Origin of the sequence: Terrabacter sp. MAHUQ-38, assembly GCF_014518425.1 — a bacterium.
In the GTDB taxonomy this organism is placed as follows: domain Bacteria; phylum Actinomycetota; class Actinomycetes; order Actinomycetales; family Dermatophilaceae; genus Terrabacter.
The window spans coordinates 717,903-733,157 of the sequence record NZ_JACVCU010000002.1; the positions used below are offsets into that span (position 1 = coordinate 717,903).

9 protein-coding genes are annotated in these 15,255 nt (G+C 70.5%); 6 read left to right on the forward strand and 3 right to left on the reverse strand.

Going from position 1 to position 15,255, the window contains the following annotated elements; all coding sequences use genetic code 11:
- Positions 1–90: 90 nt before the first annotated feature.
- From H9I49_RS10280 to H9I49_RS10300, 5 genes are all read left to right on the forward strand, one after another.
- Positions 91–1,143 (forward strand): ABC transporter ATP-binding protein, encoded by a 1,053-nt coding sequence (locus tag H9I49_RS10280; RefSeq protein WP_188030239.1) that lies wholly within the window; start codon positions 91–93, stop codon positions 1,141–1,143.
- Positions 1,140–1,943, forward strand: coding sequence for an ABC transporter permease (locus H9I49_RS10285; protein WP_188030240.1), 804 nt, complete (start codon positions 1,140–1,142; stop codon positions 1,941–1,943). Before H9I49_RS10280 ends, H9I49_RS10285 begins: the two co-directional genes overlap by 4 nt.
- Positions 1,944–2,089: 146 nt before the next feature.
- Positions 2,090–6,025, forward strand: a complete 3,936-nt coding sequence (locus H9I49_RS10290; protein ID WP_188030241.1) for a multifunctional oxoglutarate decarboxylase/oxoglutarate dehydrogenase thiamine pyrophosphate-binding subunit/dihydrolipoyllysine-residue succinyltransferase subunit — start codon at positions 2,090–2,092, stop codon at positions 6,023–6,025.
- A 158-nt stretch (positions 6,026–6,183) separates the two neighbouring features.
- Complete coding sequence (locus H9I49_RS10295; RefSeq protein ID WP_188030242.1) at positions 6,184–6,360, forward strand: DUF6104 family protein; 177 nt, start codon at positions 6,184–6,186, stop codon at positions 6,358–6,360.
- 4 nt (positions 6,361–6,364) lie between these two features.
- Positions 6,365–7,195, forward strand: a complete 831-nt coding sequence (locus H9I49_RS10300; RefSeq protein WP_188030243.1) for a GDSL-type esterase/lipase family protein — start codon at positions 6,365–6,367, stop codon at positions 7,193–7,195.
- On the opposite strand, the gene H9I49_RS10305 is transcribed toward H9I49_RS10300, so the two are convergent.
- Positions 7,188–7,604, reverse strand: a complete 417-nt coding sequence (locus tag H9I49_RS10305; RefSeq protein ID WP_370587517.1) for a hypothetical protein — start codon at positions 7,602–7,604, stop codon at positions 7,188–7,190. The genes H9I49_RS10300 and H9I49_RS10305 overlap by 8 nt on opposite strands.
- A gap of 348 nt (positions 7,605–7,952) precedes the next feature.
- Between H9I49_RS10305 and H9I49_RS10310 the strand changes: the two genes are divergently transcribed.
- Positions 7,953–8,201, forward strand: a complete 249-nt coding sequence (locus tag H9I49_RS10310) for a WhiB family transcriptional regulator (protein WP_013493302.1) — start codon at positions 7,953–7,955, stop codon at positions 8,199–8,201.
- Positions 8,202–8,302: 101 nt separating this feature from the next.
- Here H9I49_RS10310 and H9I49_RS10315 read toward each other — a convergent pair whose 3' ends face one another.
- Both H9I49_RS10315 and H9I49_RS10320 read right to left on the reverse strand, forming a co-directional pair.
- Positions 8,303–9,790, reverse strand: a complete 1,488-nt coding sequence (locus H9I49_RS10315) for a histidine kinase N-terminal domain-containing protein (RefSeq protein ID WP_188030244.1) — start codon at positions 9,788–9,790, stop codon at positions 8,303–8,305.
- Positions 9,791–9,872: 82 nt separating this feature from the next.
- Complete coding sequence (locus H9I49_RS10320) at positions 9,873–15,227, reverse strand: NAD-glutamate dehydrogenase (RefSeq protein ID WP_255523808.1); 5,355 nt, start codon at positions 15,225–15,227, stop codon at positions 9,873–9,875.
- Positions 15,228–15,255 lie beyond the last annotated feature (28 nt).

The window sequence follows — 15,255 nt, forward strand, 5'->3', positions numbered from 1 at the left end:
CAGCGGCCTCCGTGTGGATGACGTATGCCGTGTGGTTGAGTTGGGCCCATCACGGCGGGACCCGGCTGGGCTGAGAGAGGGAGCACGGTGGTGAGCGGACAACCGGAGTTCGCCGGGCACATCGAGGTGCGCGGCCTGACGAAGCGCTTCGGCTCCTTCACCGCCGTGGACCACCTCGACTTCGACGTCGCCCCCGGCCGCGTGACGGGCTTCCTCGGCCCCAACGGCAGCGGCAAGACGACGACCCTGCGCATGCTCCTCGGCCTCGTCCGTGCGACGCACGGCACGGCCACGATCGACGGCCACCGCTACGCCGACATCCCGAACCCGCTGACCGTCGTCGGGTCGGCCCTCGAGGCGACCAACTTCCACCCGGGCCGCACGGGACGCAACCACCTGCGGGTCCAGGCCGCCGTCGCCGGAGTGCCCGACCGGCGCGTCGACGAGCTGCTCGAGCTCGTGGGGATCCCGGCAGCGGCGCGCAAGCGGGCCGGCGGCTACTCGATGGGCATGCGCCAGCGCCTCGGGCTGGCCGCCGCCCTGCTCGGCGACCCGCGCGTCATCATCCTCGACGAGCCCGCCAACGGCCTCGACCCCGAGGGCATCCGCTGGCTGCGCGGCTTCCTGCGCCACCTCGCCGACGAGGGGCGCACGCTGCTCATCTCGAGCCACATGCTCTCCGAGGTCGAGCAGACCGTCGACGACGTCGTCATCATCGCCAACGGTCGCCGGGTCGCCCAGGGGACGGTGGCCGAGCTGCGCGGCAACCCCACGGCATTCGTCCGCACCTCCGACCCCGACCGCCTGGCCGATGCGCTGCGGCTGCGCGGCCTCACCGTCACGCCCAAGGGGCGCGGGCTGCAGGTGACCACCGAGGACCTCGCGGTCGTCGGCGACGTGGCGCACGCCAACGACGTCGCGATCCACGAGCTGCGCGGCGAGCAGACCCACCTCGAGGAGCTCTTCTTCCACCTCACGGAGAGCGAGGAGCACCGCAACCGCAACCTCGGCATCGACCCTTCGCCTGACGGTCCGCTCGTCGACCTGCCGCCGCCCACGGGGGCGCCGCTCGACCCCGCCCTGCTCGCCGACCCCATGCCCGCCGTCCGGCACGCCACTGAGTCCCAGGAGGGCGCGCGATGACCGCGGCGGTGCGGGCCGAGCTCCGCAAGATCTTCACGACACGTCTGTGGTGGGGCATGGCCATCGCCGTCCTCGTCAGCGGGGCGGCGTTCGCGGTCCTCTTCGCGTTCGTGCTCACGAGCGACGCCGTGCAGGGTCCGCAGGGCGCGGCCGTCCCCAGCACCGACGTGGCTCTCGCGAAGGCCGTCTTCACCGGTGGCCTGCAGGTCGGCTACCTGCTCACCTTGGCCATCGGCGTCCTGACGATCGGCTCCGAGTACCGGCACCAGACGATCACCGGCACGTTCCTCGCGATCCCCCGCCGGGGCCGGGTCATGGCCGCGAAGGTCGTCACCCTCCTCGTGGTCGGTGCGTTCTACGGCGTGCTGTCGCTCGCGGGCGCGGTGGGCGCCGGCACGCTGGTGCTCACCTCCAAGGGCCACCACCCGTTCGCCGACCCGTCCGTCTGGCGCACCGTGGCACTGTCGCTCCTCGTCCTCGGCATGTGGGCGCTCATCGGCCTCGGCGCCGGCATCCTCATCCCCAACCAGGTGGCGGCCCTGCTCATCTCGGTGGCCGTCGCGTGGATCGTCGAGCCGGTCCTCGGCCTCGTGCTCGCCATCACCGACTGGGGCAAGAGCATCTCCCCGTACCTCCCGAGCCGCGCCACGAGCGCGATGCTCGACACCACCGGCGGCGGCTTCGACGGCCAGCCCATCGACCAGCTGTCCTGGTGGGCGGGCGCGCTCGTCCTCATGGCGTATGCGGCCGTGATGGCCGGTCTCGGCACGTGGCGGACCCTGCGCGCCGACATCAGCTGACGCCTGCTCGATCAACGTGATGAAGGCCTCGTCGACAGGCCGGCTCGACATCCGAGCCGCCGTCCGGTATCGGGGTCTTCGGGGCTAGGCTTGACCCCTGTATACGCAAGGTCGCAACCAAGCCAAATGAAAGAGGCGCATTCGCCGTGTCCGATCAGTCCACGTCCGGTGACCCGATTGCTGCATTCGGTCCGAACGAATGGCTCGTCGACGAGCTCTACCAGCAGTTCCTGACCGACAAGTCGTCGGTGGACAAGGCCTGGTGGGGGTACTTCGAGGACTACCGACCGGGTGACGCCGACCCGAGCGGGGGCGCGAGCCGGGCGGCGACCGCCACCGCGTCGAAGACGACGACCGGCACGACCTCCGCGCCTGCGGGCACACCTGCTGCCCCGGACGCCGCGGATGCCAACGGCTCCGCCAACGGCGCGCCCGCCCCGGCGGCGCCTCCTGCCGCCGCACCGAAGTCCCAGCCGGCAGCCGAGCCCAAGACGGAGGCCACGCTCCCGGCCGCCACCGAGGCGAAGGCCGAGCCCAAGCCTGAGCCCGAGCCCGAGCCCGAGCCCAAGCCGGCGACGAAGCCCGAACCGAAGGCCGAGCCGAAGAGCGAGCCCGTCGCCGAGGCGCCCAAGCCGCGCGACATCCCCGCCGTCAAGGGGACCGGCCCGGTCAACGAGGACGTCGTGACCCCGCTGCGCGGCGCGTCCTCGCGCGTCGTGTCCAACATGGAGGTCTCGCTCACCGTCCCGACGGCGACGAGCGTTCGCGCCGTCCCTGCCAAGCTGCTCATCGACAACCGCGTCGTCATCAACAACCACCTCGCGCGCTCGCGCGGCGGCAAGGTCAGCTTCACGCACATCATCGGCTACGCCATGGTCAAGGCCCTGGCGATCATGCCCGAGATGAACAACGGTTTCGCCGAGAAGGACGGCAAGCCCGCCCTCGTCCAGCCGGCCCACGTGAACTTCGGCCTCGCCATCGACCTGCAGAAGGACGACGGCAGCCGCACCCTCGTCGTGCCGTCGATCAAGTCGGCCGAGGAGATGGACTTCGTCCACTTCTGGACCGCCTACGAGGACATCGTCCGCAAAGCACGGGCCAACAAGCTGACGGTCGAGGACTTCCAGGGCACGACGATCTCGCTCACCAACCCCGGCGGCATCGGCACGGTCCACTCGGTGCCGCGCCTCATGAAGGGCCAGGGCGCCATCATCGGCGTCGGAGCCCTCGACTACCCCGCCGAGTGGCAGGGCGCCAGCACCGAGACGCTCAACCGGAACGCCGTGAGCAAGATCCTCACGATCACGTCGACCTACGACCACCGGATCATCCAGGGCGCCCAGAGCGGCGACTTCCTGCGGATCATCCACCAGCTGCTCCTCGGCGACAACCGCTTCTACGACGAGATCTTCGAGTCGCTGCGCATCCCCTACGAGCCGGTCCGATGGATGCAGGACGTCGACTCCTCGCACGACGACGACATCAACAAGGTCGCCCGCGTCCAGGAGCTCATCCACGCCTACCGCGTCCGCGGCCACCTCATGGCCGACACCGACCCGCTCGAGTACAAGCAGCGGCGTCACCACGACCTCGACGTCACGACTCACGGTCTGTCCCTGTGGGACCTCGACCGCACCTTCGCGACCGGCGGCTTCGGCGGCTACCCGTTCCTCAAGCTGCGCAAGATCCTCGGCATCCTGCGTGACTCGTACTGCCGCACGGTCGGCATCGAGTACATGCACATCCAGGACCCCGAGCAGCGCAAGTGGATCCAGAACAAGGTCGAGCGGCCCTACGAGAAGGCGAGCCGCGACGAGCAGAAGCGCATCATGCGCCGTCTCAACGCCGCCGAGGCCTTCGAGACGTTCCTGCAGACGAAGTTCGTCGGCCAGAAGCGCTTCTCGCTCGAGGGCGGCGAGTCCGTGATCGCGCTCCTCGACCGCATCCTGTGCCGCGCCGCGAGCGAGAAGCTCGACGAGGTCTGCATCGGCATGCCGCACCGCGGGCGCCTCAACGTGCTCGCCAACATCGCCGGCAAGTCCTACGGCCAGATCTTCCGCGAGTTCGAGGGCACCCAGGACCCCAAGTCGGTCCAGGGCTCCGGCGACGTGAAGTACCACCTCGGCACCGAGGGCGAGTTCGTCTCCGAGGACGGCAGCAAGACGAAGGTCTACCTCGCGGCCAACCCGTCGCACCTCGAGGCCGTCAACCCGGTGCTCGAGGGGATCGTCCGCGCCAAGCAGGACCGCCTCAACCTCGCCGGCGAGTCGTTCACCGTGCTGCCCGTGCTCCTGCACGGCGACGCGGCGTTCGCAGGTCAGGGTGTCGTGGCCGAGACGCTCAACCTCTCGCAGCTGCGCGGCTACCGCACGGGCGGCACGATCCACGTCGTCATCAACAACCAGGTCGGCTTCACGACGTCGCCGAGCAGCTCGCGCTCCTCGGTCTACTCGACCGACGTCGCCCGGATGATCCAGGCGCCGATCTTCCACGTCAACGGCGACGACCCGGAGGCGTGCGTCCGGGTGGCCGAGCTCGCCTACGAGTTCCGCCAGGAGTTCAACAAGGACGTCGTCGTCGACATGGTGTGCTACCGCCGCCGCGGTCACAACGAGGGTGACGACCCGTCGATGACGCAGCCGCTCATGTACAACCTCATCGAGGCCAAGCGCTCGGTCCGCAAGCTCTACACGGAGTCGCTCATCGGCCGCGGGGACATCAGCGTCGAGGACGCCGAGGCCGCGCTGCGCGACTACCAGCAGCAGCTCGAGCGGGTCTTCGTCGAGACGCGCGAGGCGAAGAAGGCCTCCGCCGCTCCGGCGGGCCGGGCCACCGAGTCCGACGCACCGGACAACGCAGGACTCGAGCGCCCGACCGCCCAGGTCCAGGACGACGAGGCCCCGGTCCGCTCGGCGACCGAGACGGGCGTCCCGGCCTCCGAGATCGTCCACATCGGCGAGACCTTCGCCAACCCGCCCCAGGGCTTCACGATCCACCCGAAGCTCAAGCAGCTCATGGACAAGCGCGCTCAGATGGTCCGCGAGGGCGGCATCGACTGGCCGATGGCCGAGCTGCTCGCCTTCGGCACGCTCCTCAAGGAGGGCACGCCGATCCGCCTCGCCGGTCAGGACAGCCGCCGCGGCACGTTCGTGCAGCGTCATGCCGTTCTCATCGACAAGAACAACGCGGAGGAGTGGACCCCGCTGCTCTACCTCGGTGAGGGGCAGGCCCGTTTCTGGGTCTATGACTCCCTCCTGTCGGAGTACGCGGCGATGGGCTTCGAGTACGGCTACTCCGTCGAGCGCCCCGACGCGCTGGTCCTGTGGGAGGCGCAGTTCGGCGACTTCGCCAACGGTGCGCAGACGATCGTCGACGAGTTCATCAGCAGCTCCGAGCAGAAGTGGGGCCAGCGCAGCTCGGTCGTGCTCCTGCTCCCCCACGGCTACGAGGGCCAGGGTCCCGACCACAGCTCGGCGCGCATCGAGCGCTACCTGCAGCTGTGCGCCGAGAACAACATGACGGTCGCCTACCCGTCGACGGCAGCGAGCTACTTCCACCTGCTGCGCCGCCAGGCGTACGCACGCCCGCGCACGCCGCTCATCGTCTTCACGCCGAAGTCGATGCTCCGCAGCAAGGCGGCGGCCAGCCCCGTCGAGGCGTTCACGCAGGGCGGTTTCCAGCCGGTCCTCAGCGACCACGAGGGCGTGACGAAGGACGTGACCCGCGTCCTGTTCGCCTCGGGCAAGGTCGTCCACGAGCTCGACGCCGAGCGCGAGAAGCGTGGTGACACGTCCACGGCGATCGTCCGCGTCGAGCAGCTGTACCCGATCCCGGAGAAGGAGATCAAGCAGGCCGCGGCCAGCTACCCCGGGGCCGAGCTCGTCTGGGTGCAGGACGAGCCCCGTAACCAGGGCGCCTGGCCGCTCATGGCGCAGTGGCTGCACGAGGACCTCTGCGAGATGGGCGAGACCCGTCCGTGGCGCGTCGCGGCGCGCAAGGCGGCGGCCTCGCCCGCGACCGGCTCGTCGAAGAAGCACGCGCTCGAGCAGGCCGAGCTCATGGAGCGCGCGTTCGGTCGCTGACCCCCGGGCCCTGAGCCCACCGGTTGCACGCGAGGGACCCCGCCACCACGGCGGGGTCCCTCGCTGCATGCGGCGGGCACGGGCACGTCCGCGGGCGGAGTGGCTTCTCCCCGGCCCGCCTTCGCAAACGCCACCCCGGCACGCGATAACCTCGCCACGTGTACTTCACCGACAGGGGCATCGAGGAGCTGGCGGCCCGTCGCGGCGAGGAGCAGGTCACCTTCGAGTGGCTCGCCGAGCAGCTGCGCACGTTCGTCGACCTCAACCCCGAGTTCGAGGTGCCGGTCGAGCGGCTCGCGACGTGGCTCGCCCGGCTGGACGACGACGAGGACTGAGCACGTGAGCGACCGCAGCGACAACGCCGGGACCCAGGCCGAGGCCCCGAGGGCGCCCTACGGCGTGGGCCCCGCGTACCCCTCGTCCCACACCCAGTTCACGGACGAAGCACCCGGCAGGTATGCCGCCGCGCCCGTTCCCGAGCCCGCCCAGGCCCCCGCTCCTGCCCCGCCTGTCGCGCCCGCCACGGCCCCCGCCGAGCCGTACTACGCGCCGAGCGCCGAGTTCGCGGTGGCCGAGGGGGTGCGCGACGTCGGGATGGTCTTCGTCGGCGCCTCGATGACGGCCGGCTACGGCGATCCCAAGGGTCTGGGCTGGGTCGGACGCGTCGTCGCCCGCACCCAGCATCCCGACCTCGACCTGACGGCCTACAACCTCGGCGTCCGCGGCAACACGTCGGGCGACGTCGTGGCCCGCTGGGGCGCCGAGTGCCACCCGCGCTGGGCGGGGCGCAGCGAGCGCCGTCTGGTGCTCTCCGTGGGCACCAACGACCTCCTGTCCGGCATGACGATGGCCCGGTCGCGGCTCAACCTGGCCAACGTGCTCGACGAGGCGACCAACGCCGGCATCGGCGTCTTCGTGGTCGGCCTCACCCCGACCCTCGACGACGACCTCAACCGCCGCATCGAGGCCCTCGCCGAGGCGCAGGCCGACGTGTGCGCGCGGCGCGGCATCACCTACGTCGACTGCTACCGCCCGCTGGCCACACACGACCAGTGGATGGCCGACCTCGCCGCCAGCCCCGATCGGGCGCATCCCGGCCAGGCGGGCTACGGCCTCATCGCGTGGCTCGTGCTGCACAACGGCTGGAACGACTGGCTCTCGCTCAGCTGACGACGTCACCGTCGGGGTCGGGCTCGTCCCGCCGCCCCGGTGCCGACAGGGCCGCGACGATGCTGGCCACCGCCACCGCGGCCACAGCGAGCGCGACGGGCGTGCGTCCGGACTCGTGGAGCGACCACGCGACGGGCAGCAGCAGGGCGTTCCAGAGCATCGTCGGAGTGCGCGGCCAGTCGGCCGCCCGGGCCCAGCCGCGCGCGAGCGCGAGCAGCGCGATCCCGAAGATGAGGATGAGGGCTCCGGAGGTCGCCGCGCGCGTCAGGTCGTCTGTGGCGCCCGTCACCATCTCGTAGACGTAGAAGACGGTGAAGCCGAGCAGAACGAGCGCCTCGAGGAGCGTGAGCAGCCCTGCGGCACGGTGGGATCCGCGCACCTCGCGGCTCGGAGAGGTCGGTTCGGTCACCTCCGCAGCCTAGCGACGCAAGGGGCGTGGGCCGTCCAGGAGGTCCGAGGTGTCCGCGGACGGGACCGAGGTCTGGAACTGGGAGCCGTCTGCCGATAGACTCCATCCTTGGTGTGATCTGCGCCCAGGGCGTTGAACACGGACGTGGATGTCGATCACACTGGATCATGGCCCGCGACGCGTACGGAACCTTTTCGTGCGCGTTTCCGTTGGTCAGGGGGTCATCATCCGTGACCGCGCGACACCATGACCAGGCTCCGACAACGACGCTGGCGCCCGAGAACATGCACCGCGACCGACAACCGGACGCTGGTGCCGAACCGACATACATGAAGGAGCACGATCCACATGGATTGGCGCGACCGCGCTGCCTGTTTGGATGCCGACCCCGAGCTGTTCTTCCCCATCGGGAACACCGGGCCGGCCATCCTGCAGATCGAGGAGGCGAAGGCCGTGTGCCGGACCTGTCCGGTAATCGACACGTGTCTCAAGTGGGCCCTCGAGACCGGCCAGGACGCCGGCGTGTGGGGTGGCCTCTCCGAGGACGAGCGTCGAGCCCTGAAGCGTCGTAACGCGCGGGCCCGTCGCGCTGGCTGACCCGCACCACCCGACCGCGAGCCCGGTGACCAGCACGGTCGCCGGGCTTTTGGCTGCTCACGAGCCGCGCGGGGACGCGGGCGGATGCCGTGCGGCCGGCGTCAGTCGATCGGGCGCAGGCTCGCCGTGAACCTGGCGCGCGTGCCGTGCGGCACCACTGGTTCCCACGTGATGCGGCCCTGGAGGTCGCCCACGAGCGACTGGACGATCTGGGTGCCCAGGCCCGAGCCGGGGCGTCGGGCCGGGTCGATGCCCTTGCCATCGTCCTCGACCGAGACGACGAGCATGGGCTGACCGCGCTCGTCGGCGAGGCGCTCGATCCCGATCCGCACCTCTCCCCCGGCGTCGCCGAGGCCGTGCTCGATGGCGTTCTGGACGAGCTCGCTCATGATCATCGCCAGGGATGTCGCGTCCTCGGCGCGCAGTCGGCCGAACGAGCCGCTCGTGACGGTGTGGACCGGTGCGCCGTTGGCCGACACCTCGACGACGGCGCCCAGCCCACGCTGAGCGATCGCGTCGAAGTCGACGGTCTCGTCGAAGCCCTGGCTCAGCTGGTCGTGGACCATGGCAATCGTCCCGACCCGTCGCTCCGCCTCCGCGAGCGCCACCCTGGCCTCCCCCTCCGGCACTCGCCGGGCCTGCAGCCGCAAGAGCGCCGCGACCGACTGGAGGTTGTTCTTGACCCTGTGGTGGATCTCCCGGATCGTCGCGTCCTTCGTCATCAGCTCGCGCTCGCGGCGGCGCAGCTCGCCCACGTCACGCATGAGCACGATCGCGCCGAACCGCTGACCCGCCTCGGTGAGTGGGATCGCGCGCATCGAGACCGTCGTCCCGCCCGCGACGACCTCCGTGCGCCACGGCTGCCGGCCCGTGACGACGAGCGGCAGCCCCTCGTCGACCGGGTACGACTCGCGCACGTTCTCGGTGACGATCTGCGCCAGGCTCACCCCGACCACCTCACCGAGGTGCCCGAGGCGGTGCAGGGCCGACACCGCATTCGGGCTCGCGTACGTGACGATGCCGTCGACGTCGAGGCGGATGACGCCGTCACCGACGCGCGGCGCGCCACGCCGCAGGCCGGTCGGGGCGCTGCTGTGCGGGAACTCGCCGCCCGTGACCATCCGGCACAGGGCGTCAGCGGTCGCGAGGTAGGTCAGCTCGAGACGGCTGGGCGTCCGGGTGGTCCAGAGGTTCGTGTGCCGGGTCATCACCGCGACGACATGGCCGCCGCGCACGACGGGGATGTACTCCTCGCGCACGGACTGGTCCGGCCCGTGCTCGTGGGGAACGACAACCTGCCGCACGCGCAGGATGCGCTGCTCGGCCGACGCCTCGTCGAGCAGGTCGCGGGTGCGCCCGGGGTCGGCGACACGGCCGACCTGGTCCTCGACGAAGACGAGCTGACCGGTGGTCGGCCGCACGTGGGCCATGGCCTCCCACCGGTCGCTGGTCGATCGGACCCACAGCACGAGGTCGGCGAACGAGAGGTCGGCGACGAGCTGCCAGTCACCGACGAGCAGGTGCAGCCACTCGACGTCGTGGTCGGGCAGGTCGGTCCGCCCCCGCAGGAGCTCGCTCAGAGTTGCCACGGTACGAGCCTATTGCGCGACCGCCCCGCACCCGGACGGTGTCCGGGAGCGGGGCGTGCGAGCTGATTCCGGTCGAGCCGTGTCAGTCGCCCGGAGTCGCCGCGGCCCTTGCGGTTGCGGTACCCGTCGACTTCCTCGCGGCCGCAGCCGCCGAGCGCCGGGCGGTCGTCTTCTTGCCCGGGGCCTTCTTCACGGCCGCCTTGGCGGCAGGTGCCGTCGCCGACGCCGCCGCCTTGGCCGACGTCTTGGCGGCCTTCTTGGTCGCGGCCTTCTTGGTCGCTGCCTTCTTGGTCGGAGCGTTGGTGGCGGGCGCCTTCCCGGTGGCCGCCTTCCTGGCCGGCCGCTTCGCCGAAGCGGCCTTCGCCGCCGGCCTCCGCGCAGCCTCCTTCGCGGCAGCCTTCTTCACCGTCGCCTTCGTCGTTGTCGCCTTCTTCACGGCTGCCTTCGTGGCGGCCGCCTTCGCACCCTCGACCGGCGTGCCCCCGACGGTGGGAGCCTCGACCGGAGCCGGCGCTCCCGACGCTGCGGGCTTCGTCACCGTGCGCAGGGTGCGCAGCGCGACGGAGAGCGCCGCGATGCCCGCGTGGCTCATCCGCTCGATACCGCCCAGCGCGGCCTTGGCCCGCCCGAGCGCGTCCGCGTTGAGCTCGGACCACTCCGCGAGGCGGGTGGCCGCATCGTGTCCGGGCCTGCTCACCTCGAGGACCGACCGGGACAGGCTCTCGAGGACGGCATAGAGGTCGTCGCGCAGGGCGCCACGAGCAAGGGCGTCCCAGCGGTCGTCACGCGGCAGCATCGTCACGCGGGTCAGCATCGCGTCGATCGAGAACGTCTCGGACGTCAGGAAGTACACCCCGACGACGTCGTCCAGCTTCTCGCCGGTGTCCTCGGCGATCTCGATGCAGTCGAGCAGCGAGTAGGCGTCGAGGAGCGACGCGGCGGCCAGCGCGAGCTCCTCCGGCACGCCCTTGGCCTCGAGCTCGCGGGCTCGTCGCAGCATCCGGTTGCGCTCACTGCCCTGGAGCAGCTCGGCGATGCGGCCGCCGTACTCCTGGATGCCCGGCCGGAACCGCGCGACCTCGGCGGCGATGTCGAGCGCCGCAGGGCGCGAGGTGAGGAACCACCGCACGGAGCGGTCGATGAGGCGACGGAACTCGAGGTAGAGCGCGGTCTGTGCTGACGTGCTCACCACGTTGTCGGTGGCCTCGACCCGCCGCACGAATCCGGCGAGGTCGAAGACCTCACGGCACACGACGTAAGCGCGGGCCACCTGCTCGGGACTCGCGCCGGTCTCCTCCACGGCCCGGTAGGCGAACGTGATGCCTCCGCGGTTGACCATGGAGTTCGCGACGGAGTTGGTGATGATCTCGCGACGCAGCGGGTGCGCTGCGACCTGCTCGGGGTACTTGGCGCGCAAGGGCTTCGGGAAGTACTCGGCGAGCGTCGTCGTGAACCACGGGTCGTCGGGGAGCGACGTCGCGATGAGCTGGTTCTTGAGGTAGAGCTTCGCGTAGGCGACGAGCACCGAGAACTCCGGCGACGAGAGGCCGAGCCCGTCCTTGTTGCGCCTCCCGATCTCGGCGTCGCTGGGCAGGAACTCGAGACCGCGGTCGAGGTCGCCGTGCTCCTCGAGGAACTGGATGAGCCGCTCGTGCACCGTGAGCATGGCGTGCTGCTGGGCGCGGGCGTTGCCGAGCAGGACGTTCTGCTCGTAGTTGTCGCGCAGCACCTGCTGGGCGACCTCGTCGGTCATGGAGGCGAGCAGCGTGTTGCGGCGCTTCATCGTCAGCTCGCCCGAGCGGGTCAGCTCGGTGAGCAGGATCTTGATGTTGACCTCGTGGTCGGACGTGTCGACGCCCGCGCTGTTGTCGATGGCGTCGGTGTTGATCCGGACACCCGTGAGGGCGGCCTCGATGCGGCCGAGCTGGCTGGCGCCGAGGTTGCCGCCCTCGCCCACCACCTTGCACCGCAGGTCGCTGCCGTTGACGCGGATGGCGTCGTTGGCGCGGTCGCCGATCTCGGAGTTGGTCTCGGCGGTCGACTTGACGTACGTGCCGATGCCGCCGTTCCAGAGCAGGTCGACCGGTGCGAGCAGGATCGCCTTCATGAGGTCGGCCGGCGTCATGCTCTTGGTGTTGGCGCGCAGGCCCAGGGCCGCGACCATCTGCGGCGAGATCGGGACCGACTTCGCCGATCGCTCGAAGACGCCGCCGCCCTTGCTGATGAGCTTGGCGTCGTAGTCGGCCCACGACGAACCCGGCAGGTCGAACATGCGCCGACGCTCGGCGTACGACGTGGCGGCGTCGGGGTCGGGGTCGACGAAGATGTGCCGGTGGTCGAACGCGGCCACGAGCCGGATGTGCTCCGACAGCAACATGCCGTTGCCGAAGACGTCGCCGCTCATGTCGCCGACACCGACGACCGTGAACTCCTCCGACTGGGTGTCGACACCGAGCTCGCGGAAGTGCCGCTTGACCGACTCCCACGCGCCGCGGGCGGTGATGCCCATGGCCTTGTGGTCGTAACCTGCCGAGCCACCCGACGCGAACGCGTCGTCGAGCCAGAAGCCGTAGTCGGACGAGATGCCGTTGGCGATGTCGGAGAACTTGGCCGTGCCCTTGTCGGCGGCCACGACGAGGTAGGTGTCGTCCCCGTCATGGCGCACGACGCGGTGCGGAGGCACCGCCGCGCCCGAGACGAGGTTGTCGGTGACGTCGAGCAGGCCGGAGATGAAGAGCTTGTACGACGCGATGCCCTCGTCGAGCCAGGCCGCGCGGTCGACGGCAGGGTCGGGCAGCTGCTTGGCGTAGAAACCGCCCTTGCTGCCCGTCGGGACGATGACGGCGTTCTTGACCATCTGCGCCTTGACGAGGCCGAGGATCTCGGTACGGAAGTCCTCGCGCCGGTCAGACCAGCGCAGACCACCACGGGCGACCTTGCCGAAGCGCAGGTGCACGCCCTCGACGCGCGGGCTGTAGACCCAGATCTCGAACATCGGGCGCGGTGCCGGCAGGTCGGGCACCTTCCTCGGGTCGAGCTTGAGCGAGACGTACGACTTGTCGTGGCCGTGCTCGTCGGGCTGGTAGAAGTTCGTGCGAAGGCTCGCCCGGATGACGCCGAGCAGGGCGCGCACGATGCGGTCGTGGTCGAGGCTCGCCACGTCGTCGAGCGCCTCACGGATGCGGGAGACGAGCTGCTTCTCCTTCGCCGCGCGCCTGTCGTGCCCAGCTCCGGTGTCGGGAAAGGCACGAGGGTCGAACCGCGCCTCGAAGAGCTCGACGAGGCTGCGCGCGATGCCGGTGTTGGCGGCGAGCGCCGACTCGACGTAGTCCTGCGAGAAGGTCGATCCGGTCTGGCGCAGGTACTTCGCGACGGTGCGCAGGATGACCACCTGGCGCCACGTCAGCCCGGCCGCGAGGACGAGGGCGTTGAAGCCGTCGGACTCGGCGCGGCCGTCCCACACGGCCCGGAAGACCTCCTCGAACCGCCCGCGCACGTCGTCGGCCAGAGCCCCGTCACCCGAGCCCCACGTCCGGGCGTCGGCGCGCAGCCCGAAGTCGAAGATGTGGAGCGTGCGCCCGTCGGGCCCGGGCACCTCGTAGGGCCGCTCGTCGGTGACCTCGACGCCGAGGTGCGTGAAGAGCGGGAGCACCTGGGTCAACGACAGGTCGGCTCGGCGGTAGAGCTTGAAGCGGCGCTCGCGCGGGTCGTCCGAGGCGGGGTCGTCGTAGAGGTGCAGCCCGGTCGTGCGGTCGCCCTCACCGAGGGCGTCGATGCGGTCGAGGTCCTCGACGGCCGTCTCGACGCCGAAGTCCTCCTTGTACGCCTCGGGCAGTGCCTTGGCGTATGCCGCCATCGTCCGCGCTGCCCCCTCGAGCCCGCGTGCCTGGCTGAGCGCCTCGGAGAGGTCCTCGTCCCAGGTGCGGGTGGCGTCGATGACGCGCTGCTCGAGGGCCGCCTCGTCGACGTCGGGGATGTCGGTGCCGGACGGCATACGCACGACGAAGTGCAGGCGGGCGAGCGTCGACTCGCTGACGCGCGTCGTGTTGTCGATGTTGTCGCCACCGAAGGCCGCGAGCAGGATCGCCTCGATGCGCAGGCGGACCGTCGTGTTGTAGCGGTCGCGCGGGAGGTAGACGAGGCAGGAGACGAAGCGGCCGAACTCGTCACGGCGCAGGAAGAGCTTGGTCTTGCGGCGCTCCTGCAGGTGCAGCACGCTCGTCGCGATCTCGGCCAGCTGCGCCGGGCTCGTCTGGAAGAGCTCGTCGCGCGGGTAGGTCTCGAGGATCTGCAGGATGTCCTTGCCCGAGTGGCTGTCGGCGCTGAGGCCGGTGAGCCGCAGCACCTCCTGGGCACGCACGTCGAGCAGCGGGATGTCGTGGATCGTGTCGTTGTAGGCAGCCGACGCGTAGAGGCCGAGGAAGCGCTGCTCCCCCACGCACTCGCCACGGGCGTTGAACCGCTTGATCGAGATGTAGTCGAGGTAGACGTCGCGGTGGACCGTGGCGCGCGAGTTGGCCTTGGTGATGATGAGGATGTTGGAGTCGCGGGCGACGCGGCTCGCGGCCGGCGTCAGCACGAGTCCCTTTGCCGCAGAAGGACGGTCGTAGCGGAGCAGGCCGAGACCGGTGCCCGGGACCTGGCGCGAGACGTCCTTGCCGTTCTCGTTGGTCAGGGAGTACTCGCGGTAGCCGAGGAACGTGAAGTTGTTGTGCGCGAGCCACTCGAGGAAGCGGCTGGCCTCGCGCGCGTGGTGCGGGTCGGTGCCGGGCGGCGTCGCCGAGCGCAGCTCGCTCGCGATCGTGAGGGCGTGGGCCCGCATCTTGGGCCAGTCCTCGACGGAGTCGCGCACGTTCTCCAGGACGTGGCGCAGGCGGGCCTCGACGTCGGGCAGCGCGTCGTCGGGGAGGCGGTCGATCTCGAGGTGCATCCACGACTCGCGCGCGAGACCGACGGAGCTCGACTGGACGGTGGTCGAGCCGTCGGTGACGACGGTCTTGAGCTCACCGGTGATGGAGCGCGACACCGTCATCTGCGGGTGGACGATGATGTGGACGCCGCGGTCGAAGCCACCGAGTGCGGCGACGACGGAGTCGACGAGGAAGGGCATGTCGTCGACGACGATCTGCACGACGGTGTGGTTGGTCGACCATCCCTCGTCGTCGGCCGTCGGGTTGAACGCGCGGACGTTGAGCGACCCGACCGGGCGGTCCTGGGCAAAGTCGCGGTGGGCCAGGGCGATCGTCGCGAGCTCGCGCGCCGGACGGGCCAGCAGGTCCTCGGTGGCGACGAGTCGGTAGTACGCGAGGAGGAAGTCCTCCGGGTCTCGGGGCTCGGCGCCGCCGGATCGGCCTCGACCCCGCCGAGGGGGAGGTGCCACTGCAGCAGCAGCGGCTTTCAGGACGTCGATTCGAGACTGTTCGAGTGACGCAGACATGCGCTTGTCGGTTTCCTCACCGTGCGGC